The 22257-nt window shown below is 52.0% G+C and carries 23 protein-coding genes and 1 tRNA gene; 14 read left to right on the top strand and 10 right to left on the bottom strand.

Annotation, left to right across the window (positions count from 1 at the left end):
• Positions 1-27 precede the first annotated feature (27 nt).
• Positions 28-1293 carry an ergothioneine biosynthesis protein EgtB gene (gene egtB, locus Pan54_RS08300; protein WP_165441983.1) on the bottom strand — a complete coding sequence of 422 codons (1266 nt, stop codon included), beginning with the start codon at positions 1291-1293 and terminating at the stop codon, positions 28-30.
• 633 nt (positions 1294-1926) lie between these two features.
• On the opposite strand from egtB, the gene Pan54_RS08295 reads away from it, so the two are divergent.
• The 4 genes from Pan54_RS08295 to Pan54_RS08280 all read left to right on the top strand — a co-directional run bounded on the left by Pan54_RS08295 (position 1927) and on the right by Pan54_RS08280 (position 4774).
• Positions 1927-2775 (top strand): DUF692 domain-containing protein, encoded by an 849-nt coding sequence (locus tag Pan54_RS08295; RefSeq protein WP_146503036.1) that lies wholly within the window; start codon positions 1927-1929, stop codon positions 2773-2775.
• Positions 2772-3590, top strand: coding sequence for a hypothetical protein (locus tag Pan54_RS08290; RefSeq protein ID WP_146503035.1), 819 nt, complete (start codon positions 2772-2774; stop codon positions 3588-3590). The genes Pan54_RS08295 and Pan54_RS08290 overlap by 4 nt, the downstream gene beginning before the upstream one ends.
• 105 nt (positions 3591-3695) lie before the next feature.
• Positions 3696-4580, top strand: coding sequence for an ABC transporter six-transmembrane domain-containing protein (locus tag Pan54_RS08285; protein ID WP_146503034.1), 885 nt, complete (start codon positions 3696-3698; stop codon positions 4578-4580).
• A 120-nt stretch (positions 4581-4700) separates the two neighbouring features.
• Positions 4701-4774, top strand: a tRNA-Pro gene (locus Pan54_RS08280).
• Here Pan54_RS08280 and Pan54_RS08275 read toward each other — a convergent pair.
• Both Pan54_RS08275 and Pan54_RS08270 read right to left on the bottom strand, forming a co-directional pair.
• Positions 4756-6249 (bottom strand): recombinase family protein, encoded by a 1494-nt coding sequence (locus Pan54_RS08275; RefSeq protein WP_146503033.1) that lies wholly within the window; start codon positions 6247-6249, stop codon positions 4756-4758. The genes Pan54_RS08280 and Pan54_RS08275 overlap by 19 nt on opposite strands.
• 27 nt (positions 6250-6276) lie before the next feature.
• Complete coding sequence (locus Pan54_RS08270; RefSeq protein WP_146503032.1) at positions 6277-6483, bottom strand: hypothetical protein; 207 nt, start codon at positions 6481-6483, stop codon at positions 6277-6279.
• Between the two features lie 425 nt (positions 6484-6908).
• On the opposite strand from Pan54_RS08270, the gene Pan54_RS08265 reads away from it, so the two are divergent.
• Together Pan54_RS08265 and Pan54_RS08260 are read left to right on the top strand one after the other, a co-directional pair.
• The gene (locus Pan54_RS08265) at positions 6909-7688 is read left to right on the top strand and encodes a hypothetical protein (protein ID WP_146503031.1); all 780 of its coding nucleotides are present in this window, start codon (positions 6909-6911) and stop codon (positions 7686-7688) included.
• A complete protein-coding gene (locus Pan54_RS08260; protein ID WP_146503030.1) occupies positions 7689-9131 on the top strand; it encodes a hypothetical protein in 1443 nt (480 codons plus the stop codon).
• Between the two features lie 515 nt (positions 9132-9646).
• Here the strand turns inward: Pan54_RS08260 and Pan54_RS08255 are convergent.
• On the bottom strand, positions 9647-10819 hold the full coding sequence (locus Pan54_RS08255) for a toprim domain-containing protein (RefSeq protein WP_146503029.1): 1173 nt from the start codon (positions 10817-10819) through the stop codon (positions 9647-9649).
• Positions 10820-10889: 70 nt separating this feature from the next.
• Between Pan54_RS08255 and Pan54_RS08250 the strand changes: the two genes are divergently transcribed.
• Positions 10890-11798, top strand: a complete 909-nt coding sequence (locus tag Pan54_RS08250) for a replication-relaxation family protein (protein ID WP_146503028.1) — start codon at positions 10890-10892, stop codon at positions 11796-11798.
• 13 nt (positions 11799-11811) lie between these two features.
• Here the strand turns inward: Pan54_RS08250 and Pan54_RS08245 are convergent, their stop codons facing one another.
• Positions 11812-12264 carry a SpoIIAA family protein gene (locus Pan54_RS08245; RefSeq protein WP_146503027.1) on the bottom strand — a complete coding sequence of 151 codons (453 nt, stop codon included), beginning with the start codon at positions 12262-12264 and terminating at the stop codon, positions 11812-11814.
• A gap of 370 nt (positions 12265-12634) precedes the next feature.
• On the opposite strand from Pan54_RS08245, the gene Pan54_RS08240 reads away from it, so the two are divergent.
• The gene (locus tag Pan54_RS08240) at positions 12635-14788 is read left to right on the top strand and encodes a type IV secretory system conjugative DNA transfer family protein (RefSeq protein ID WP_146503026.1); all 2154 of its coding nucleotides are present in this window, start codon (positions 12635-12637) and stop codon (positions 14786-14788) included.
• A gap of 60 nt (positions 14789-14848) precedes the next feature.
• On the top strand, positions 14849-15283 hold the full coding sequence (locus Pan54_RS08235; protein WP_146503025.1) for a hypothetical protein: 435 nt from the start codon (positions 14849-14851) through the stop codon (positions 15281-15283).
• Positions 15284-15322: 39 nt separating this feature from the next.
• Here the strand turns inward: Pan54_RS08235 and Pan54_RS08230 are convergent, their stop codons facing one another.
• Positions 15323-16279, bottom strand: coding sequence for an ArdC-like ssDNA-binding domain-containing protein (locus tag Pan54_RS08230; protein WP_146503024.1), 957 nt, complete (start codon positions 16277-16279; stop codon positions 15323-15325).
• Positions 16219-16512: a hypothetical protein gene (locus tag Pan54_RS08225; protein ID WP_146503023.1), complete on the bottom strand. Its 294-nt coding sequence runs from the start codon at positions 16510-16512 to the stop codon at positions 16219-16221. Before Pan54_RS08225 ends, Pan54_RS08230 begins: the two co-directional genes overlap by 61 nt.
• A 180-nt stretch (positions 16513-16692) precedes the next feature.
• On the opposite strand from Pan54_RS08225, the gene Pan54_RS08220 reads away from it, so the two are divergent.
• Both Pan54_RS08220 and Pan54_RS08215 read left to right on the top strand, forming a co-directional pair.
• On the top strand, positions 16693-16887 hold the full coding sequence (locus Pan54_RS08220) for a hypothetical protein (RefSeq protein ID WP_146503022.1): 195 nt from the start codon (positions 16693-16695) through the stop codon (positions 16885-16887).
• Positions 16888-17140: 253 nt separating this feature from the next.
• Positions 17141-17512: a hypothetical protein gene (locus tag Pan54_RS08215; protein ID WP_146503021.1), complete on the top strand. Its 372-nt coding sequence runs from the start codon at positions 17141-17143 to the stop codon at positions 17510-17512.
• 40 nt (positions 17513-17552) lie between these two features.
• Here Pan54_RS08215 and Pan54_RS08210 read toward each other — a convergent pair whose 3' ends face one another.
• From Pan54_RS08210 to Pan54_RS08200, 3 genes are read right to left on the bottom strand one after another with little or no spacing between them, the layout of a single operon-like run.
• Positions 17553-18341, bottom strand: coding sequence for an ImmA/IrrE family metallo-endopeptidase (locus tag Pan54_RS08210; RefSeq protein WP_165441669.1), 789 nt, complete (start codon positions 18339-18341; stop codon positions 17553-17555).
• Positions 18319-18750: a hypothetical protein gene (locus Pan54_RS08205; protein ID WP_146503019.1), complete on the bottom strand. Its 432-nt coding sequence runs from the start codon at positions 18748-18750 to the stop codon at positions 18319-18321. The genes Pan54_RS08210 and Pan54_RS08205 overlap by 23 nt, the downstream gene beginning before the upstream one ends.
• Complete coding sequence (locus Pan54_RS08200; RefSeq protein WP_146503018.1) at positions 18747-19349, bottom strand: hypothetical protein; 603 nt, start codon at positions 19347-19349, stop codon at positions 18747-18749. The genes Pan54_RS08205 and Pan54_RS08200 overlap by 4 nt, the downstream gene beginning before the upstream one ends.
• 171 nt (positions 19350-19520) lie before the next feature.
• On the opposite strand from Pan54_RS08200, the gene Pan54_RS08195 reads away from it, so the two are divergent.
• Genes Pan54_RS08195 through Pan54_RS08185 form a run of 3 tightly spaced genes read left to right on the top strand, consistent with a single transcriptional unit; the run spans position 19521 to position 22180 of the window.
• Positions 19521-20654 carry a nucleotidyltransferase domain-containing protein gene (locus Pan54_RS08195; RefSeq protein WP_146503017.1) on the top strand — a complete coding sequence of 378 codons (1134 nt, stop codon included), beginning with the start codon at positions 19521-19523 and terminating at the stop codon, positions 20652-20654.
• Positions 20635-21102 carry a hypothetical protein gene (locus Pan54_RS08190; RefSeq protein ID WP_146503016.1) on the top strand — a complete coding sequence of 156 codons (468 nt, stop codon included), beginning with the start codon at positions 20635-20637 and terminating at the stop codon, positions 21100-21102. The genes Pan54_RS08195 and Pan54_RS08190 overlap by 20 nt, the downstream gene beginning before the upstream one ends.
• 37 nt (positions 21103-21139) lie before the next feature.
• Positions 21140-22180: a CBASS cGAMP-activated phospholipase gene (locus tag Pan54_RS08185; RefSeq protein WP_146503015.1), complete on the top strand. Its 1041-nt coding sequence runs from the start codon at positions 21140-21142 to the stop codon at positions 22178-22180.
• Positions 22181-22257: the final 77 nt, after the last annotated feature.

The following is a 22257-nucleotide window of genomic DNA, read 5'->3' as shown; positions in this document are numbered from 1 at the left end:
TCATCTGGCGAGATATGTTGTTAGCATTTACTTTGCAAGCCGTATGCCAGAAAACTGCCAACGGGTCTCTGGTGGGAAAAAATTGCGGTAAGAGCTACGAATGTGACTGGCTGATGTTGCGCAGGAACCTCCACGCAGCACGAACTGATTGCACATGAACTTCCCATTATATTCCCCAATCGCTCCTTCAGGAGTGTGATATCCGGGGTATGCAGAATATTGAGAGCGCGTCCACTCCCAGACATCTCCAAACAACTGCTGATAAGCCGAACCTGCCCCTTCATTCGAGCAGATTTGAGGATGATATTTCTCAGACTCCACATAATTTCCTTGAACGATCAATTCCGGATATTTGTCAACAGAGTCTTCAGCTGCAATCTCCCATTCAGCTTCTTCCGGTAGCCGACATCCGGCCCAGCGAGCATAGGCATCCGCTTCAAAATAACTGACATGCGTAACCGGTTCCTGGCCATCAATTGACCGCAAACCGGACAATGTGAACTGTGACCAACCATCATCAGTCTGGTGCCAGTACAAAGGTGAACTCCATTTTTGCGACTCGACGGCCTGCCATCCCATGGATAGCCAGAACTCAGGACGCCGATAGCCTCCCTCCTCTATGAACACCAGATACTCTGCGTTCGTCACAAGTCGATTGGAGAGTGAGAATGATTCTACAAACTGACGATGACGAGGAAGTTCATTGTCATAACAGAACTCCCTTTGCCTGGCTCCAATTTCATAAAGCCCCTCTTCGTGAGCAATCCATTTACGCTCTGGAGAATTCCAATTCTGGTTCACTGATTTTTGAGTGCGATATATTGGAAACAATGGGTTGCAGGAGAACATATGCTTGAGGTCTGTCAGCATCAATTCCTGATGTTGCTGTTCATGCTGCAGTCCGATCTCCAGAATTCGTAAAGCATCATGATGAAGTGATTCAGTCTTTATCAACTGCAGAATTATCTCATCAATTTTATGGCGATATTCGAAAATCTCCTGCACGCTTGGCCGTGTGAGTAACCCTCGATTGGCACGCGGAAACTGCTCTCCCACGCTATTGTAATAGGAGTTGAACAGAACTTCAAAATGAGGATTCCAGGGCTCGTAACTGGATAAGATTTCCTTGAGCAGGAACGTCTCAAAGAACCACGTGGTGTGGGCCAGGTGCCAACGTAAGGGACTTGCATCGGGCATCGATTGAATGACGAGATCTTCAGGCAGTAAGCCTTCGCAGAGTTTGACCGATTGATTTCGTATCGAAAAATATCGCTGAAGTAATTCATCTCGGATATCATCTGCGAATTCGGAATGATTAAGAGTTGAAGTGGCGATGGCATTTTTTCCTTAACTGGGAATTACATCAACTCAGAGATCCTCTGAATTGTATCATTGTCTATATTCTTTCGATTTTATTCTGCTCTTATTCGAATACGACCCCTAATCAGAATCTGTAATCCAATTTACAATTGGTGAAATACTGAGAAATTTCGATACTTTTTGCAGCATTAACATGTTTGCCACATTCATCGCTCAATGAATCTCTACAAATTCCCAACTCAGGTGTCCCCTGAGTGATTTGAATTTCGCTTAGAAAAATGAGCGAGTTGTTTATCGCATTGCTCAATCAAATCACAAGAAACACTGCCATCACGACTTCATCAACTCGGAAACCATATAAGGTTCATCTCACTTTCAGACTTAGATCTGAAAAGTGGAACCACAACGACGAGTTTGATGCTCAGTGGCAGATTTTCTTCATCTCGAAATGGAATTTGTTATTCATGACTGCCAGATCAGTGCAGAAATCAACATTCTGAGCAGGATTGTGTGAACAGGTTTGCATTTTTCCGGCTACCATTTCAATAATGTAATGGTAGCAATTTTTTCATCATAAACATAAAACGAGTGAAGGAGGGATCCACCATGATGCCCGCCATCGGATATGCCGTTCGCCGTGAGAATCGGTTCATCTTGACCGACCCGAAACTGAACGCCGCAGAAATTACATTTGAACATGCCGACCTCCCCCTGTGGACAAAAAACTTCATTGGCGGGGACGAAATTGATTATGTAGCCGTCCATGCACTGAAACTTTCAGTCGGCAGTCCCGATCCTCCGGGACGCGAGTACCTAGAAACGTTGAAGCAAGTGGCGATTGAAAATAACGCCACTTCAATCAGTGATCATCTCGGCTTCACCCGTGATGGAGACGATGGCGTCGAGATGGGGCACTTCGCACCTGTTCCACTCACTCCAACCGCTCTCGATGTGACGTGCCGAAATATCAATTATGTTCAGGAGTTCCTGGCTCCGTTTCCTTTTTATATTGAAACGATTGCGTATCTGTTTCAGCTCGAGGGGACGATGACTGAGCCGGAGTTTCTGATCGAGATGTTTAAGCGAACCGGCTGTGGCTGGTTGCTCGATGTCACCAATGTCTACGCCAACGCTCGCAACTTCGGATTCGATGCGAAAGAATTCGTCGCCGAAGTCATGCCGCATGCTTCACGCGTGCAAATGCACCTGGCGGGTGGCTTCTGGGATGAAGAACAACAACTCTATTTCGATACGCATTCGCAACCGATTCCCGATGATGTCTGGGAGTTGTATGAATACTCATTGAATCTGGGCAAAGGGAAAGTCGATGCCGTGTTTATTGAACGGGATGCAGAATTCCCGGGTGAACAGGAGTGGCGTCGGGAATTGCACAAGATGTACGACATCGCCGATGCCTCTTCAAAAGGACAGGCATTCGCAGGGAGTGCAGGATGAACTTACCCGAAAAGAATATGACCGAAGAAAATATGACCGAGGAAACAAAGCCGCTTTCACCCGAAGCCGCTGAGATGCAGTATCGAGATATGATTCAGAAAGTCGCCCGCGCGATTGCTCAGAATCGTACTGACGATGTCCTGCCCTATCTCGGCAAAAAGTATGAAGCCAAGCACGTCGAGATGTTTATCGATGGAAATTACGATAAGCGAATCGATGTGCTCATCAGGCTCATGCCTTTCGTCTCCGAAGATGAGGACTTCGAAAACTTCGAGGAATTGGCGATGCAGTTTGCCGATTCGAAACAGGTTCGCTCTTACGAGGGCAGCACCGAAGAGTGTGATGCGATGCTCGAATGGCTGGAGGAAACTCAGAATCTGACACTGGAGCAGCAGGACACAGTCGCTTGTCAGCGGGCACGTTACGATGTCGAACATCAGGCACGTGCCAATCGCTCAAAGCATATTCGCTTTCAGGAACTGGTGACTGTCGCAGTCGAACTTCTTGAACAATTGGGTGATAACGATGAATTGACAATTCATGTCAACCCGGCTGTCAGCTGGTCCTATCTGAAATCGAAAAAGTTCCTCGATGAAGATGAGAGCCCGCCGGTCTCAGCCTTATACTACGCCGATGACGATGAAGTTCGCACCGCCATGTTCGAACCGGCTGGCCAGATTCTATTGGATCGTCTCATCGATCTCTCACCCTGCCATTTCTCTCAATGGGCGGCATTAGCAGATGAAATTGATCCTGCTGAACTCAAAGATTTCGCTAAGGGATTGACGCAACTCCATTTGATCGCCTTCAGTTAAATAGTATTTGAGGCGAGCCGAGTCAGTCATGACTCGGGTATTGTCACGATCACTTTTTCCGCGATCACTGCGCAATCCCTGTTATTTCTTAGATTGATTCACATCATGGAGTCCCCGACCGCGATCCTTCCCGATGGACTACCTCCCAAAGCAACGGTGTTTGGTGAACTCTTCGGATTGATCCATCAGAATCGCTGGCCGGTCATTCTGGCTTATGTGCTGCTCGTGGTTGAGAATTTGCTCAGGCTGGCTCAACCATTTCTGTTAGGACAGGCCGTCAATGGATTATTGACCAATTCCTATCTCGGCCTCTGGTGGTTTCTCGGCGGTCACGCCAGTCACATGTTTGTGCAATTCGCACGGCAAATGTACGACACACGCGTCTATTCCCACATGTACGCGAAGCGAGTTACAAATCTCGTCTGCTATCAACGAGAAGCAAAAGTCCCGACATCCCGCGTCGCCGCCCGGGCGGCCTTGTCGCGTCAGTTCATCACCTTCGTGGAACAGCAGGTCCCGAAATTGGTCTCTGCCTTATTTTCGTGCGTTGGTGCGATTGCGATGCTGTTTTATTACGATTGGCGAATCGTCATCGCCTGCCTGGTCATCGCCCTGCCCGTTTTCGTGCTCAACTACATTTACAGTCACAGTGTCAAAGGTGTCAGCCGGGTATTGCATGATCGCTGGGAAGATGAAGTGGAAATCATCGAAAAAGCTAGCGATGAAGAAGTTGCCACACATTACAACGGCATGACCAGTTGTTGGGTCAAAATGTCCGACCTGGAAGCCCGCACGACTGGCCTGACAGAATTCTTCGTCATGGGACTGATGGCGTTTGCCCTACTGACGATTTGCCGCATCCCAGGCATTCTTGCCGGCGATATCTTCGCCGTCTTCCGCTACCTGATGATGTTCGTCATGGGCATCGACACCATCCCCCGCCTCGTCGAACAATTCGCCCGCCTCAAAGACATCGTCCAACGTCTATAACGGACTACCCCAGAATCAACTGGCATCAAATTCGATTTGCCTCAATCACTTATTTCCCACCACGCCTCCAACTCCAACGACTTGCAGCCACCAAACCCTCGCGATATCATACCCTCACTGCGGGACGTAGCGCAGCCTGGTAGCGCGCTTGACTGGGGGTCAAGAGGTCGCAAGTTCAAATCTTGTCGTCCCGACTATTTTCAGAATCGAGCCCTTCGGCGAGTACGTCGAAGGGCTTTCTCCATTCAGGGACTAGAGTTACGTCGTCCAGAGAAAAGTTCAAACAGAGGATTTCGAGGATTTGACGTTTAGCCCGCGTATCGGCGTTAACCCATTTCTCTGAAAGGGTTTGAGAAAGTTCAAACGCTTTCACTGCCACGTCTGCTTTTTCGGACTTTGAACGATTCATCGCCTCGACTTTGAGCGTCATTGACGAGATGCGATCTCGCAGCTCGCGGTGCTTTGAGGCAAAAGTCGACTCGTCGATCTCTTCGAGTAGGCGAAGATTCAGAAGCTGATCGAGTTGTTTGTTCAACCGGGTAATCTGTTCCTGCAAGTCCTCAACCTTCTCGGTCGCCTGCGACTGCTGATCCTTTGAACGAGCGCGCAACGCGTTGGCGAACCAGCGTCGCACTTTCTCGTCTTGCACTTTCAGTTGCTCGAACATGGCCAGCACCTGCTCTTCAATCTTCTCTTCTCGAATTCTGATTCGAGGATGGTCCCCTTTCGTGTACCGGGCGCAGCGGTAGTAGCGATAAGTAGACGTTCCTCGCTTCGTCTTCTTCTGCTTAACCTCGCCGGTAATCGGTCGTCCGCAATGGCCGCACGTAATCAACTCGCCTGCATACAGCAATTCATGAGACTGGTAGGTTTGCTCCCCCATCAAGACCTGCACGCGGTCGAACGTGCCGCGATCGACAATCGGACGGTGAGTGCCTGGGTACCATTCGTCGTGGTACTTCAGCTCTCCGATGTAGGCCCTGTCTCGGAGAATGTTGTGCAGTTTGCTGCGAGCAAATCGGCGTTGCGACGCCGTGTAAGGAATCCCCTCTTCATCGAGTTGATCGACTAGCGAATCCAGCGTGTGGCCATGGAACGCGTACAGTTCGAAGATTCTCCTAACGCGTTTCGCCTTCTCTTCATCAATATCAACCAGGCTTCTCCCCTCTCGACGGACGTTGACGTAGCCGTATGGAGCTTTTCCCACGAAAAGCCCGCTTCGGACACGACGGTGAAGCCCGTCTTTCACGTCAATCGACTGCTGCTCCGTGTAGAAACTGGCCATATTGGCCAGCGTTCGCCGCATCATGCGACCGGCAGGCGTGTTTTCTGTTTGCTGGGTGATGTATTCAACCGGCAAGCCATAGTCCGCTTCCAGCCGTTCAAGCTCGACGTAATCGAAAAGATTGCGTGCGGCACGGTCGACTTTGAAGAACAGCAAAGCATCCAGCTTGGCCGCGTTCTTTTTGCAGTAATCGAGCAAAGTCTTGAATGACCGACGTTCTTCGCTCTTGGTCGCCGTTTCAGCGATGCGGAACAACCGTACGATCTTGCCGTCCTGAATCTCGGCGTATCGTTCGAGTGCTTCTTCTTGCACTTCCAGCGAAAACCCTTCGCGTTCTTGTTCACGTGAAGAGACTCGGGCGAGGGCAACAAATCGCTTTGTCATCGTCCGGCTCCGAAGGATTCTGGGTGACTACATTTCGTGGATGAACTCAAAGAGTTTCGTGACTCCTAAAAGTATCTCCAATGCGTCTTCGGCAGTCAACGAACCACCGTAGTAAGGTTGCCACGTATCAAGAGTTTCAAGAATCAATTCCTCCGTGACCCAATCTGGTGCCCCATCTGGAACGGTATCTTCCACTCTCCTCTTGCGATTGGCGGTCGGTTTCTTCGCTGTCATGGCCGCCTACTCCGTTTCCGGGTGACGGCAATCTGCATATGGAGCCCGAAAAGCCCATGATCACAAATGCAATCAAAGTCAGTTTTCGAATTTGATTGTAAGTAGGAATGCACTTCTGGGCTCCGGCTCTCGACGCAGTGATTGCGAGTCATGTTTGCCAAAGCCTAAACGCAGCCTGAATTCCACTTGCGCGGACGCAAGGCATTCACGTTGATCACGTCGAAACCGTCCAGAGTCCGTTTCGCCACCGTTGCGCGACTTCAGTCTGAAACGGTTTTCTGAAACCGCACTGCAACCGTGCAAGCACCGTCAACTGCAACGCCGCTGCTCCCGTTGCGCGACGGTTCTTCATCGTCGAGCGGAATCAGCGATTGAGTTGATGATTCAGATTACACCGTATCACCATGGGACGAATTGAAACCGTAGTGCGACGGTTCATCGGATTGAACGCTTTGAAACCGTTTCGATGTCAGCTTCGAAGTTGGGACCGTATTGACACGGTTGCGTTACTCGGGCACTCTGTCGCCACCACTCCCCCACTCCGAATGCCTCACCCCAAAATTCCTGGATTCATCACGAGAGCGAACGCGCAAAAAACGTATCGCCGTTCAAAAGCATCTTTCATTCGCGATATCGACAGTGCTTTTGATCGAAATGACTTGTCGTTTTTGAATCATTTTCGCGTCGCGCTTAATGACGGCACTCAACTCAATGGTAAGGAAGCAACCAAAGAGGCTCTCCTCACTCTGCAGGCGAAGCAGCCGCGCTGGTACGTTGAAGTTGCGTTTCTCGAATCAAGGTACTGGGACGGGCCCGACACACAGACGCCGGAAAAAGAAAGCGAAGACAAGAGTTCTGTAGAGCCAATCGAAGACGGATTGGATTCCGGTCTACAACATCGGCTGGATCTGGCGGAACAACAAATCGCGTCTCAGGACCAGACGATTGTCAACCTGGAAGCCGACAAACGATTTCTGCAGTCCGAGTTAGAAAACCGTCGGGGTGAGATCGACAAGTTACGTGGGTTCTTCGAAAGTGTTGGCGACGCAGCTGACAGCACCGCGAAACTACGCAACTCTGGCGAGCCGAGGGAAGTCCTCGAAGTCTCGTCCAAGCCAATTGGGAAGTCGCCAAGAGAGGGGAGTCGACTGGTCCGTCATCTCCCAACATTCCATCGCTTCTTTCAATCCGTAATCAGCCGCTAAATGGAGAAACAGGAGGCACCATTCTCTGGCTTTGAACCGTTGAACTCAAACTATGTTTATTGTCCGAACCAATTCTTTGATGTTTGTATTCCGCACTGCTCTCGTGGAGCGGTCCGAATCATCGCCTATGTCTTACGGCAAACGCTTGGCTGGCTGGATGAGAACGGTGTGCCGTTGAGGCAGGAGATCCAGGTCAGCTACAGCGAACTGATTGAACGTGCTGGAGTCAGCCGGGGAGCAATTGGACCAGCACTGCAAGAAGCTGTCGACGCAAAGTTCATCCGAGCCGTCCAACGCGGTTCACCAAAGAGTCGAAGGAACTCGGGGCGATCTGCAAAATATTCCTTACGCTGGGATGACGGCAACATCTACACGAACGATCCAGCGAAATTCGCTGGCCTGTTTTCAGGAGAGGGGAATCGGACTCCTGTACCCAATCAGTTCTTTGACAGGGTTGTGTGTCTGGAATCGCTGGCGGTGACCAAAGTAGTGGGCACTGTAATTCGGCAAACTGTCGGGTATCAAAATCAGTTTGGCGGACGCCGAACATCGCACCCATTATCATTCACTGCCATTCAACGCCTGTCCAAAATCGGCGATCGCAAGACTGTGACGGAGGCGATCCGGCTCGCACAACAAAATGGTTTTATTGAATGCGTTGAGCAAGGGTGCTTCTCACACAAGAAATCGCAGCGTCGGCCTGCTGTGTACCGAGTTCACTGGCTTCAGAATGCGGAAAACTCGGACATCAGTTCAAAATCCCCACCAGCGTCCTATCGGTTCAAGAATCCCACCAGCATCGGTTCAGAAATCCCACCAGCCGATCGGTTCAAAAACCCCACCAGCAATAAAAGGAAAGCTCCAAATGAAAGTAACAAACAACAGAGTACTGTTGCTGCAGAATTAATTGGGCAATTGGTTAAACAAGGAATCGACCAACATGCGGCAGGGCAGTTGGTTGAAGAAAGGGGAGTCGACGTTGTCGGTAATCAGTTGGGCTGGGTAGACGCACGTCATCCGCGTGACAATCGCCCCGGCCTGCTTCGAAAGGCGATCGAAGAAAACTGGGAAATGCCAGCTTCTATCAAACTCAAAATGAAACGCGACTCGCTCCGGAAACGCGAAGCAGAGCAGAAAGCCCATCAGGTATCAGAAGATTCGAGAATCATCGAACTCAAAAGGGAACGATTGCAACGCAAGAATGCACTTCAGCAACATTGGGATACTGCATCGCGAGAACAACGCTCTTTCTGGATTCGCAAGGCGGCGAAGTTCGAAACAAGTAAGTCCATCGCCGAAATTATCCGTCGTCAAAACCCGTCATGTAAGACCCCACGGATTCAAGTCTTGGACATCATTGCTCGCGAACAGAACTTGCCGCCGATACTCGCCACCAACAGTTCGGACGATTGGGAACGATGCGACCGGAGGTCGCCACATTGATCTTGTTTCTCCCAGGGCACAACAGCACTGTTCGACAAGCAAAATAGTTCACCTCAATGAATGAAATCGGGATCTGTTGGCTGACCCAAAGGTTGATCCGCAAGCGAGTCAGGCAACAGGTCGTATGACGGGTCGATGAAATCGAACCCGTTCTTCGCTTGGACAAGCCAAGACTTCTGCTTCTCGATGAGGGCTCCGCGTCGACGGGCTTTGCCCGCGACCCGCGGAGCTTACGACGACGTTGGCGGAGCAACTGCTTCAGCCCCGCGGGTCGCGGCCAACGGCTCGTTCCTCGCCTGCGTCCTCGACGCGTCGCCGCACTCCTCTTCGCCAATGTCGGAGACGCTCCGCAGATCGGCTATCGCCGATCACACCACTGCTTCTCACGCCGCATATCACATGACGCTAATACTGGCGTTCTGAGAAGCGTTTCCGAGTGCAGTGTGGTAAGACAGCCTGAAGAAGCACTTCGCCTCGCTCGCGGCCAGAAAATGCTTCACAAGGCATTGTTATTCTCACACCCTATTCCCGATTGATTTGTCAATCTCGGTCCATTCGGCGTCAGTGAGATCTTCGGGCTGCCGCCCGGCGAATCTCCCTTCAAACATTCTGCTTGAGCAACCAACTTTGACATCAACGTTCGCTTCGGCGAGTTGCCACAGCAACTCTTTGAAGGCGTTTTCACCTTCTTCATCAAAATCAGGCATCAGGATGATGCGATTACCACCGACGGAATGTGCGTATCGAATCAGTGTTTCAACCTGAGTATCGGTCGCCTTGTTGCCAGCGAGCCCAACGGCCACGACGCCAAGGCTCTCCATTCGCAAAACTTCGTTCATACCTTCAACGACGACGATGCCACGTGCCACCAGGGACTCGCGCACATACTCTTCGTTCATGCGAGTCGAATGCCCACCGTACAATTCCAGGCCCTTCTGAAAGCCCTGTACAAATCGGTGCTTACCGGGCTTCTTCCCCTCGGGACGACCGTCCCGAATCCACTTCTCCCATTTCTCCTCAAAGGAAAGGTCGCGGCCAGAATAGCTGACCACCTCGCCTCGTTCGTTGCGGTGCGTATAGACAAGATAACCTTTGCGAAACAACGATCGTCCATTGCCTGGAATCCAGCCGACGCCCCACTTTCGGAGCAACTCGGGGGTCATCCAAGGACGGCTTCGCACATATTCCGCCGCCTTGGGACTCATCTCGGCTACATCGACAATCAGGTCATCACAAAGGTCGGCAATCTTCCGGGCGGCTTCCTTCTCGTGACGCACCAGTGGAACGTTGACGGGCTTGGAAGGAGGGGATTGATCCGCAATCGCCGGTCGAGCGTCTGCTTGTTTTGGAATGGCGGGAGAGTCAGACGTCGAAATCTCGCGCAACTTCGCGACGGCGTCCTTGAATTCATCGCCACGCAGTTTGCCGCCGCTGGGTGGTCGCTGATGTTCCAGGCCGTGAATCAAAGTCAACAAGTTGCCTCTCACACCGCAGGAATGGCAGTAGATGCGGTTGACCGGATCGTCGAGCTTGATCGTTAGATTCCCGTACTGGCTTTCACTGCAGTTCTCGTTGAAGACACAGGCCATCCGATGCTCGCCAGATGCAGCATCGGTCAATCGCTGTCCGAAATGAGCCAGGACCTGATCGACTGGCGTTTCAGCGATCAAGGTGTCTACGTCCTTCATGTAGCCAGTGTTTCGTCGTTTCATGCAAGAGGAAGTAAAAGGGAGCCATGCTAACATGCATTGAACCGGGATGGCAAAAAGATCAGAGACAAAGATCGGCCCGCGAGATAACCAGATATTGATGGCCCTCGATCGCTGTCCTCTCACGGTCTCGCAGTTGATGAAGCTTAGCGCAACGTTCGAGTCACGCTTTACCGATCCGTCAAACCTACGGAGACGTCTGAGAGCACTTTCAAAGTGCGGCTTCATCAAGTCGTGGCGATATGGGTTTGCGACGGACGGGCAACCACCGAAGTACTTCAAACTCAGCCGAGAGGGCTTTCGCTTTTTGTATGACGATTCTGTGGCACTCCCCAGACGTCGATACTTTGAGGAAATTCGTCTCGGGCATCATCAACACACGCACGCCCTCGCGGAACTTATTGTTCACGTGATTTGTCAGGCTGATCGAGAGGGGATTCGAGTGGTGCAGTACGCTCGCGAGAACAGTGTTCGGATCGACGCAGCTGGGTTCACACTTTACCCCGATTGTGCGTTTCAACTCGTTGATGCGTTCGGTGGGAAGTTCAACTTTGTCGTTGAGTTGGACAATGCGACGGAAAGAATCAGGACCACCAAAGACACAGAATCGATTGAACGGAAGATTCGCGGTTATGATGCTCACCAATATCAGTTTCGTGCCAACGATAGCCACCGCTACCTCGTGCTGTTCATCACGACAAGGAGTAAGTCTCGCTTGGAGCGAATCCTGAGTTTGGCAGGAGAGATCATGGCGAATCCGGCAAGAACAGTCTTTGTGGGCGGCGACCTTTTTGAAGTCATCCGGTCAAATCCCTTTGCGGATGCTGTCTTTCAGGATCATCGCGGACTCAAACGGATGATGATTCCGCGAACCCGCGAATCTTCAACGAGCCGATGCATTCGACAGCCGAAACCTACGCAGTCGAATGTGCAACCCGCATTCGCCAAATCAGCGTAAAGCAAACCACGGATCACATGTAACCCTCGTAGATCCATGTCCTTGCCGCACTTATCCCGTCCATTCGAGTGTCTTGTGTTGGTTCCGCTGATTCTCCACCAAACAGCTTGGAAAATCCCATTCTTTGGGCCGGAGAGTTTGTCCCCAAACTGAAAAACTTCACATCTGCGTTACGACAGGGCATGGCAATGCCTTCAACGGATTGTTCCCATTGCGAATCCGCCAGGACTGCCACTCGCTCGACTTGTTCGAGCGACGTCTCATCAGACAACACTTCGGCCCACGGTGTAGTTCCATCCCATTCCGTCATGTAGGGCAGATGAAAGAACAGGCGAACCTTACCAGCCGCCTGACCGACTGTGCGAACGCTGGAAATGACTTCGCTTAGCAACGCCGTATCAATCTTCAGTGCTGTCGTAACTTCGATGACATTGGTTCCGTTGATTTCAGTGACAGAGTGGCTCATCTCGTTCTCCCCATGCCAGCTATTTGCGCAGACTCGGCGATTGACAATTCAAATCGCCAATCATAACGCGTCTATGAAATCTCCGCGAACTCAGTGACCCGATCCTTTGACCGTGGTAACCTGTCTTCCCGTTTGGCAGCCCCGTCGCTTGATGGGCATGGATCGTGATCGAGCGGTCATCTGTTATCTCTCGCCTGACATCGCTCAGCAGTGTTGACTGCGGTGGCGTCGTATCAACAGGGCTGAGTGAACCGAATCGAACAACTTCGGACGTCCTGGGACAACAGACTGCCACCTGCGGATGAGGACACAACGGGCCCGCTCTCGTTGTCTGATTCAATCCGGGGGCGGGATTCTCTTTTGACTCACAATGCGCTTTCGCATTTCCGTTCCCACCGGCAGTACACGTGGCCCGATCGGCATGGTTTCCGTGCTTGCATCGGCACACGAGGCGATTGCGAGGCGACACTCGCTCTCACTCTGGATTCAGTCGAGAGAGGGGCAAGTGTCGTACAGCGTCGATTTGCCTGACGAATGTCGCCGGACATTTCTGCGGGAGATTCAAGACGTCTATCCGGGATGCACGATCGAGCCCGAAGCAAATATGCCGACCAGAAGCGATCGTGAACGTTGGGGTATGAATCTTCGATTGTTACCTGACATCTTGCCGTTGCGGACATTCGAGAGTTTTGTTGACGACGCCGATCAACGCACATTAGCCGATCCCATTTCAGGCCTGCTTTCCAGTCTGCATACCGGAAAATCGGGACGAGTTGCCTGCGATCTTCGTCTGACGATCAAGGCTGCACGACGCTCTCGACTTGTTGCGTTGGAACGGATCACGCGACGGTGGCAGTACCGTTTCGCAACCGAATCGCTTCGTGAAACATATCTGCGATGGAGTACTGACCACCGTTTCATCCGCCGACAATTAGCAGCTCTCATTTGGCGGTTCACAAAACGTGACAAGATCTCCGAAAACATGCCGGACAAAGCGGGAATGAAATTGCTCGAATGTCGTATTTCTGCGTTCTCAACCGTACCATCTGACTCGAAGCCATTGGCGATCAGGAAGCTGAACGAAATTGCCAGTGCCTTGGGCCGATTTACCGACGGCACAGTCCATTTTCAACGTTTCCGAATATCGAAACGTGACAGAAGCCATCGCACTTTTCTGATGTCACCCCGGGAGATTGCGACAATTTGGCACCCCATCACCGTATCAGGTGACACCGTTTCACGCGTGACACGGTCTGAGTTCCGTGAGATCGAACCGCCGATTCATCTTGTTTCAAATAGCAAGAGTGCAACCGTGCTGGGACGCGTGAAGTTTCGCCAACAGCGAAATCAATTCGGCATCGCGGTAGACGACTTGCGTCGTCATGTGCTGGCTATTGGGAAAACGGGCTGCGGAAAGTCGACTTTCTTACTCAATGTCGTTCGGCAACAAATGGAGGCGAAGAGGGGAGTCGTCCTGGTCGATCCCCACGGCGACTTGGCAAACGAGGTTTTGAACCATGTTCCCAGTCGGAGAACAAATGACGTTATTTGGTTCGATGCGGCTGAAGCCAACGTAGGATTCAATCCGCTGGTTGGCTCTCGCAATTCCGATCCGAACCTCGTGGCCGACGCCGTGCTGACATCCTTCAAGAACGTGTTCGGATTCGACGAAGGTTCCGCACCCCGGCTTTTGCATATCTTCCGCAATTGCCTCTTGTCATTAATCGGAACTCAGCACGCTTCGTTGTCGAGCATCCAACGATTGTTGACGGATGCGAACTTCCGCAGGTCAGCCATGTCGAACATCACGAATGAGGCCGTGCGAGAATTCTGGTTAACAGAATTCAATCGCTGGAATGACCGCGACCGGGTTCAGTATGTCGCCAGTCTTCAGAATAAACTGGGAGCATTCACCACGAACGAACGTCTGCAACGTATTTTTGCCCCGCAGCGAAAGGGGATTGAGTTTCGAGAGATCATGGACCGTTCGCAGATTCTGATCTGTAATCTTTCGAAAGGCCAGGTCGGGCACGACGCGTCGACGCTGCTGGGATCGCTCTTGCTCTCCAGCTTACAGATCGCAGCCATGAGCCGCGCCGATATCGAAGAAGATGACCGTACGGATTGTGTCGTCGTCGTAGATGAGTTTCATTCCTATCTCGCGGACGGTAATTCAACAATGGCCGACGCTTTGGCTGAGTCACGGAAGTACCGCACAAGCTATGTCCTTTCCACCCAAATGCTGGAACAGCTCGACTCCGATACCTTGGCGGGCGTACTGGGAAACTGCGGTTCGACACTCTGCATGACAGTTGGTCCACGTGATGCCGAAGTGCTCGTCGCACTTCTTGGGAGTGGGTTGTCCAAAGAGGATTTGATGAAGATTCCGAAGTACCATGGGTATCTTCGCCTTTTGATCGATGGAAAGCCCTCCACCTTCTCGATGACGACGCTGGCTCCGGCCAGGCTGAACAGTCCTCGTGCAGAAGTGGTTCGCCAGGTCTCGCAGCAGCGTTACGGGTAACGATAAACGTAAGCCGCAGAATATTTGACGTCATGCCCACACCGTGGCACGCTCATCCCGTTGGCGAGAAAATCACCAGAGTCGGCTGATTGCGATGTGGTTCCTGTTCTGGAGCGAATCGCAGACGAAATACGAGTCTTGCGAGACGTACTCGACGAAATCCGGACCGATTTCCAATGGGCAATCCGAAATGGCCAGACTGAAGTAACTCAGCCAACACATTCAGACCTGCCTGCAAACTCCGAGCTGACAGTCACCGCGGGAGACACTGTGGAATTCGAATACGGTGGCGAACCTGCGATTGCTGATGTGTTGAAGGTCAATTTGGATCGGCACCTGGCGACAGTCCGTCTGATTCCAAACGGGACCGAGATGGAAGTTCACATGGACACACTCTCGAAGGTTCCGGCAAGGACCGAAATCCGACGTGGATACGAACCAAAATTCGATTCATCTGACTTGCCTTCGTTGCCGGAACCAGGATCGCTTTTCTGAAGCAATCGCCACTCAGAAACGACGAGTGACCCTTCGAAATCAAAACAGATTCGGCTGTGTCATTGGCGCTCTTTGAGTTGAGGAACTCTCGTTTGCTTCGTCGCTGGAATTCGACAGGAGCCCATCAAGTATTTTGGCGGCACAGTCCCGAATGTGTTGCAGCGATTCCTGAAGTGTTTCGCGAGAGCCATTGTACAACTGAATGTAGTCGCTCGCGGCAGAACCAGTTTTCAGGCCAATCCGGTGACAAACTGCGAACGCGACAGCTTCAGCCTCGGTCTCTCTGATTGTCTTTGTCGTGTCCTGACGTCGTTCTCCGCGATGAAGTAGCTCGTGTGCAAATTCATGGATCAGAACAGAGAATTCTTCGGCGGGATTCAGTCCGGGTCGAATGGTGATTCTTCCACCAGTCGATACGCCAAGTGCTCCGCTCTCAATGTAATCCGTGTCGAGTTCGATGCCCGCATCTCGGATCTGTGAGCGAATTCGCTCAATGAAGTATCCTGGCTCACCTGTGACTGCTGCAAATCCCGGCAGGTCGTCTCCTTCCGTCTGTGCCACATCGAATACATGAACCGTTCGAAATCCGACGACGCGTTTTTCCTCTTCGCCATCTCGTGATTTCTCGACTTCATTTTCCTCATCTTTCTTCCGCATCACGGGAGCCAAAATTTTGATTCCGCGTTCGCCCTTCTTCACGCTCCTTCCGAGTTTTTTCCAAGCATGAAAGCCAGCGACTTGTGAGGCATCAGGCCGTTGCAGAGTGATCAGCATCACGTTTCCAAAGCTGTATCGATGAAACTGTGACAGTACTTTCAGATACGCAACGAGTTGCTCACTCTTTCCAGCGTCGAGCTCTCCGCACAGAGCTTCGAGACTCTGCTCGATCTGTTCGTTGAGTTCCGCTGCCTTCTCGGATGCCTTCTTATTCAGTTTCAGTAGTCGGAAGGAAGCAAAGCAGTGATCGCTCCACCTTGGCCGTCTTCGATAAACCACAAGTTTTCTGGTTTGTCACCCGCTTCGAAGACCTGAAGGTAATCCAACCCCTGATGCTGATCAGCGAGTTGCCGTAGCACGCCGAAGCATTTCAAGATCGTCTCGTTTGTGTACATCTCGATCGCAGCGGGTGTCGCAACGAGCGGCTCGTTCGGCCCCGGTTGAAACATTTTGTTCGACTCCGGGTCGTCAAGTGAGATTTCCTGGGACTTCAGTGTTGGTGGTTCAGACATAGGTGACCGAGGCTGCCACAATCGCCGAACGGGCGCAAACAAGTTCTCGACTTTCTCGCGTTGAAAAGTCGTCGATTTTCTTGCGCGACGTCACGGTCACAGGCAATCTGGCCACGCTTTGCCACTTCTGTCAAAGCCCGCATTCAGCGGTTGTGTTCTTTAGCAAGTGGAGTGACTGAAATGTTTGTCGATCTCGAAGATGGACGTTGCCGAAGCTGTCAGGGGCAGTTGGAAATCTGTGGAGCCGATGACGCCACACTGGATGTGCAGTGCACTGAATGTGGAGATGGCTACACGGTCGAGCCCGATGCATTCAACGATGGCGGAATCAAGTACTGGCCGGAAGCCATGGTCGAATTTGGGGAGGAACTGTGATGGATCCTCAACAAACATGGACTGACATGCTCGGCGCCCTTGAGTGCAAACAATGGGAGGATGCAACGGAATTAGCGAAAGCGCTTCTTGGATGGCTACGCCGAGGCGGATTTCCGCCCAACGTGGTAGGTGCCGCGACCCTTGGCCGAAAATGGCACTCGACGCTGGCGTCGTCCGGCTGCGAAGCAGCTATTCAGATGGTGGAGGCGATTCAGTCGGCTTCATCTCTCGAACCGACGGAAGGAGGGGAGTGATGTTGCACCCAGATCGAATCTGGTGCATCGCTGAAGTCGCGTCGGCTGAAAAGCTGGCGAAGGCACTGACCGAGACGACATGGTGTTGCTGCCAGGCGTTCAAAGTCTCGGGGCACCCCCGCTACATCTGGTTGAACGACTCAACATCTCCGGACGGCGCCCAGGAATACGCGGTCTGTCAACTCGGATTAGCTCAAGGCGACATTCGTCAGCTCGAATCGATAACATTCGGCTGGTGTGACATCGACAAGGCTCTCCAGTTCATTCGTCAAACGCTCAACGGCGAGGATGACAACAACGAATGGTCTCGTCCGGTCACCGCAACCATCCAGAACGCCAAAGAACATGGCCGGTGCGGCCATTGCGCCTGATTCTCAGGTACCGCCCTGCATCAACTATGCAGGGCCATTTTTATTCGAGCCAGAGCAGGCTTAAGACCTGCCCGTAGGAGGGCATTGGAATCACGTCCTCGTAAAAATACTCTGCTTCGAGACCTTTGTTTTCTGAGATCCAATCGTCCAGATCAATCTTCTCGGGCTTCTTCGGTAATTCTTCCCCGTTGAAAAACTGGGCTGCGACGCTGTATCGAGGAACTGCTTCGCCGGCTTCAATCCACATTAAGTCCTTCAGGGCTTCGCTCGCTTGCCACCACTTGATCACGCCGTCCTTCGACATGACCAATGCGAAGTAGTCTTCGGTCACATCAGCAATTCGGTAAGCCGTTGAAGTTCGCGTCGTTCCAAATTGGTTGGCGAGTTCGTTAACGAATTGCGAGGTCGGTCGAGACTGTCGCATCGCCGGCTGAAAGAGATGCCTCGGCATAAGCAACTCAGCAGCAAACGTGTTGGCCTCCATCTCCGGCGGACTGGCTTTGTATCGCGCAAGCATGTCTGCACTCGTGCAAGACATCATTTGAGTTACCGACTTATGGAGGGACCAATGGCCCAATTCGTGTGCAACTGCAAATCGTCTCCGCCCTGCCTCGGCAATCGTATTACTCACCCTAATGATTCCATTGTCACCCTTGCGAACGAGCCAAGCATCGGCGGACTTAAGATCATCATCAAGCACTACCACACCAAGGGCCATAGCCAGATCTTCGAGAACGAGATCGGAACTGCTCTCGAAACCGTAAAGGTTCCAGAGCCTTGATGCTTCAGCTGTCGGAAGTGCAACGCTAGGTTTCGGTTTCTGTCTCATCAATATCAGCCAATGCATCCAGTCGTTCGATGTCGTCCATTAAGCGACGCAAGTCATCTTCGTCGGCGGCTTCTTCAAGTTTGCGGAAGTAGGCTGCCTGAACTGATCCCTTCAGCTTCCCCGCGATCATCCCATCTAGGCGTTCACGCAGTCCTTCAATCCTCGGCGCGACAACTGATGTCAGCTTTTCCACGATGCTTGCCCGTTTTTCTCTGGCGGCAGCAAGCTCATTCTTTGCATTTGCCGTTGCGAGGGCGCGCTGAACTCGCGAAACAGCGTTTGTGATATCTAACCCACAACGGGCAAGCTCATCACGAACCTGTTCCTGATTGAGAGCACTTACGGGCTCCGACACAAAGTCAATGAACCGGTCCCAAACCTCGTCAGCATATCGATCTAATTCGTTCATTTTCGCGACCTCCCAAGTTTCACGAAGGCCTTGTCTACTGCCCGTCGAAGGCGTTTTTGTGCGTTGTTGACATCAGATACATCCAATCCAAGGTACTCCGCAATTTCGGCAGGCTTCGTGATTTCGGCCTCGATGCACTCGAAGAGTGACTTCGCCAATTTGTCGTCTCCCAATACGGCAAGCACGGCTTCTCGATTACGACGCCGTGCTTCCTCGTCAATGACGATTTCATCAGGCCGCTTACTCTTGCCTCTAAGTTCATATGCCGGCTCGATGTGCTTTTTTGCCGTGTCGATCCTACGTGTTTTGCGATTCTCGGCGCTTTCCACAAGGTGGTTGATCTTGCTGTCGACCACACTCAGCAAGAACTGCAAAAAATCAGGGTGTTTGGTTTTGTCCCATGTCCGCGTGCCATCGAGGAAAGCTTCAATGGCTTCAGCTGCGAAATCCTGAGCGGACGGGGCACCCGGAATTGCTCCACCCTTGGCATACGGAACGCCCCGCCAGTACAGCTTTATGAGCTTGGAATGGGCGTGGAGCGTCAGTTTCCCGACCAGCTCCTCCCATTCAACTTCCGACAACTTGGGTACTTCGATCAAGCCAAGGCCTCCGAACCGTTTTTCGCTGAGATTTGCAGCTTCCCGGCAATCTCAGAGACGCCGAAAAATTTTTGCGGAATGCACGGCAAATTCCGTCTGTAGGCCGGCATGAGGTAATAGGGCATGGCAAATCCGCCACAGCAGAACATTCATAATACAAGGTGAACGCAAATGTTAAAAGAAATAAGAGCCTCGGCAAACGCCGAGCTTGACGAAGTGCTTGAGCTGCTGTGCGAGGCACTTCAACCAACGCCAACCCTCTGGGGTGATGCACAGCAGAAGTACAACGCAGTCGGCACTTGGCTTGCTGCTCCCGAATCGAAGCTGAACTTGCTGAAACCAGATATCAAGTATCAGGGCTCAGCGTTAATCGAGACAGTTGTTCGACCGTGGGGACGCGAAGAATTTGACGTCGACTTGCTCTGTATTCTAAATACGGACCGAGTACAACACCCGAATCCGATGGCGGTGTATGACTTGGTTGCGGCTAGACTCGCCGAACACGCCACGTATCGACGCCTGATGACACTCAAAGAACGGTGCATCGAACTCAATTACGCGGGCCAATTTCATCTCGATATCGTGCCTGCGATTCCACGATTCGGGTTTGGACGAAAGCTCATGATCCCAGACAGGAAGCAAAAGGTCTGGATTCCCACTGACCCGTTTGGGTACGCGGATTGGTTCTTCGGTCGGACACCGGTCACGAAGATCGCCAATGAGCAATACAAAGCCCGAGCGGACGTTCAACCGTTGCAGCCTGCGAAACGAGCCCAAGACATTGCTCCATTGCAGCGGACCGTACAACTGATGAAGCGTCGCAGAGATCTGTTCTTCAACGGAAATGGGGATGCCCCGAAGTCAATCGCTTTGACGACATTGGCATCGAAACACTATGACGGAGAGGCAATGTGCACCGACGCTTTGCTAACGGTGCTGTCCAGGATACAGGAAGAAATTGACAACACTTCCGGAGTTTTGGTGATCCCAAACCCTGTTGATCAATCAGAGAATCTCGGACGCCATTGGAATGATCGATCATACGCTCGCTTCAAGCGGTTCATCAGCCAGTTCTTGGAAGAAATGCACGAACTGCTCGAACTGCGCGGGTGGGACAAAATCGCCGAAGCGTTGGAAGAACTATTTGGTGATCGTGCACGTGGTGCCGTTGAAAAGTATGCCAAGAGTGTGGAATCAAAACGTCGAAACAGCAAATTGGGGTTTTCGGCTGGCCCAGTCATCCTGACTCCTACGGCTTCGACAGCAACAAGGATGGTGCCGCGAAATGAATTCTTCGGCAACTAGATTCCGTAAACGGATATACGGCCTTCCCGAGCAGGCGGCACGCGTCTGCCTTGTTTGTCCGGATTTCAAATACAACATCCGCGAGGGGGCGCTCGTTGGAACAGGTTCGATGCAGCCTACACCAACGTGCTGCTGTTATCGGTTCCGGCTGCGGTATCGCATTGGTGAGAACCCAAAGGTCTGGATTCTCGACCCAGCTCTTCGGTGCCGGCATGACCAAAGCAAAATTCCACATACCTATCGTGAGGACGAGCCATGTGTTTTTCGACCGGGAGTCGATTGGTCAGATGGCAAGACACTGGCCTCGACCGTGATACCATGGCTCGCAATGTGGCTGATGTATTACGAGTTCTGGCACGCGACCGGGGAATGGCTGGGCGGCGGAGAGCACCCCGAGGTACCGATTGATTCAAGTGAATCAGACAATCAATCAAATGAACCGGAGTGAATTAAGTGTTTAAGATTCTCAGTCTCGATGGCGGCGCATCCGTGGTGCCTTCACCGCGGCGGTCCTTGCCGAAATCGAAAATCGTTTACAGCGCCCAATCGGAGACTACTTCGATTTGGTCGCTGGCACATCGACAGGCGGGCTGATCGCAGCAGCTGTTGCCACTGGCATGTCAGCATCCACGATCGTGGAATTCTACAAAGAGAAGGGTCCAGAGGTGTTTGCTCCACGCCCGAATTACAAGCCGAAAGGGATCGGTCGCAAGATCGGAATGCCAGTTGCCAGATTCGCAGCCAAGAAAGCTGTCGGTGTGCAATTGGATGACTTGCTGCAGACGAAGTATGAAGGTGGACCACTGCGATCGGCCGTTGAGGGGGTCTTTGGCCAGCAACTGATGGGAGATATCACCCGATGTCGACTGGTTGTTCCAGCCGTCGATGTAACTGCTGGAAGAACGATTGTCTTCAAGACTCCGCACATTCCCGGAATGACTCGCGATCGTCATTACAAACTTGCGGATATTCTGATGGCGACGACTGCGGCACCAACGTTTTTCCCGCATGCGATGCTAGGCGAAAATGGAGCCGTGGTTGACGGAGGCTTGTGGGCCAATAATCCGAGCCTTGTTGCCTATACCGAGGCGATGAAGATTCGAGAGTGTGCTTGCCGAGACGTTGATCCTCACTTTGATTCCGCCGACGTTCACATCCTGTCGATAGGAACTGGTGAGCCACGGTACTCACTGGTCCCTCCAGGCGACAGCGCGGGCATTGGATGGTGGGGCCCGAAGGTGTTCGATGTGGCGTCGATTTCCCAGTCCCAAGGCGTCAGTTTCCAACTCAACTATTTGCTGGGTGAGAGGTACTCGCGTATCAATTTCGAACTACCTGACGCATCGTGGGCGCTTGATTCTTTGCAGCACCTTCCAGCACTCTTGCATCAGGGGAGAACCGTCGCACACGACAACCTGACACGAGTGTTTGACGTCTTCTTTATCGACTCAACTCCCGACTTTGTGCCGTTTGAAGATTGTGGCCAGCCAACATCGCCGGTCGAAGCAGTTGGACGAACTACTTAACATAAGTCGCGTTATGTTAAGCCGAAGATTGGCTTGGAGAAGCGGAGAAACCCGATCGTGGTGGGCAATCGCCCACC

The sequence above is a fragment of the Rubinisphaera italica genome, from assembly GCF_007859715.1.
In the GTDB taxonomy this organism is placed as follows: domain Bacteria; phylum Planctomycetota; class Planctomycetia; order Planctomycetales; family Planctomycetaceae; genus Rubinisphaera; species Rubinisphaera italica.
Note: the sequence above shows the minus strand (reverse complement) of the source record. Positions and strands in the feature narration are given on the sequence as shown.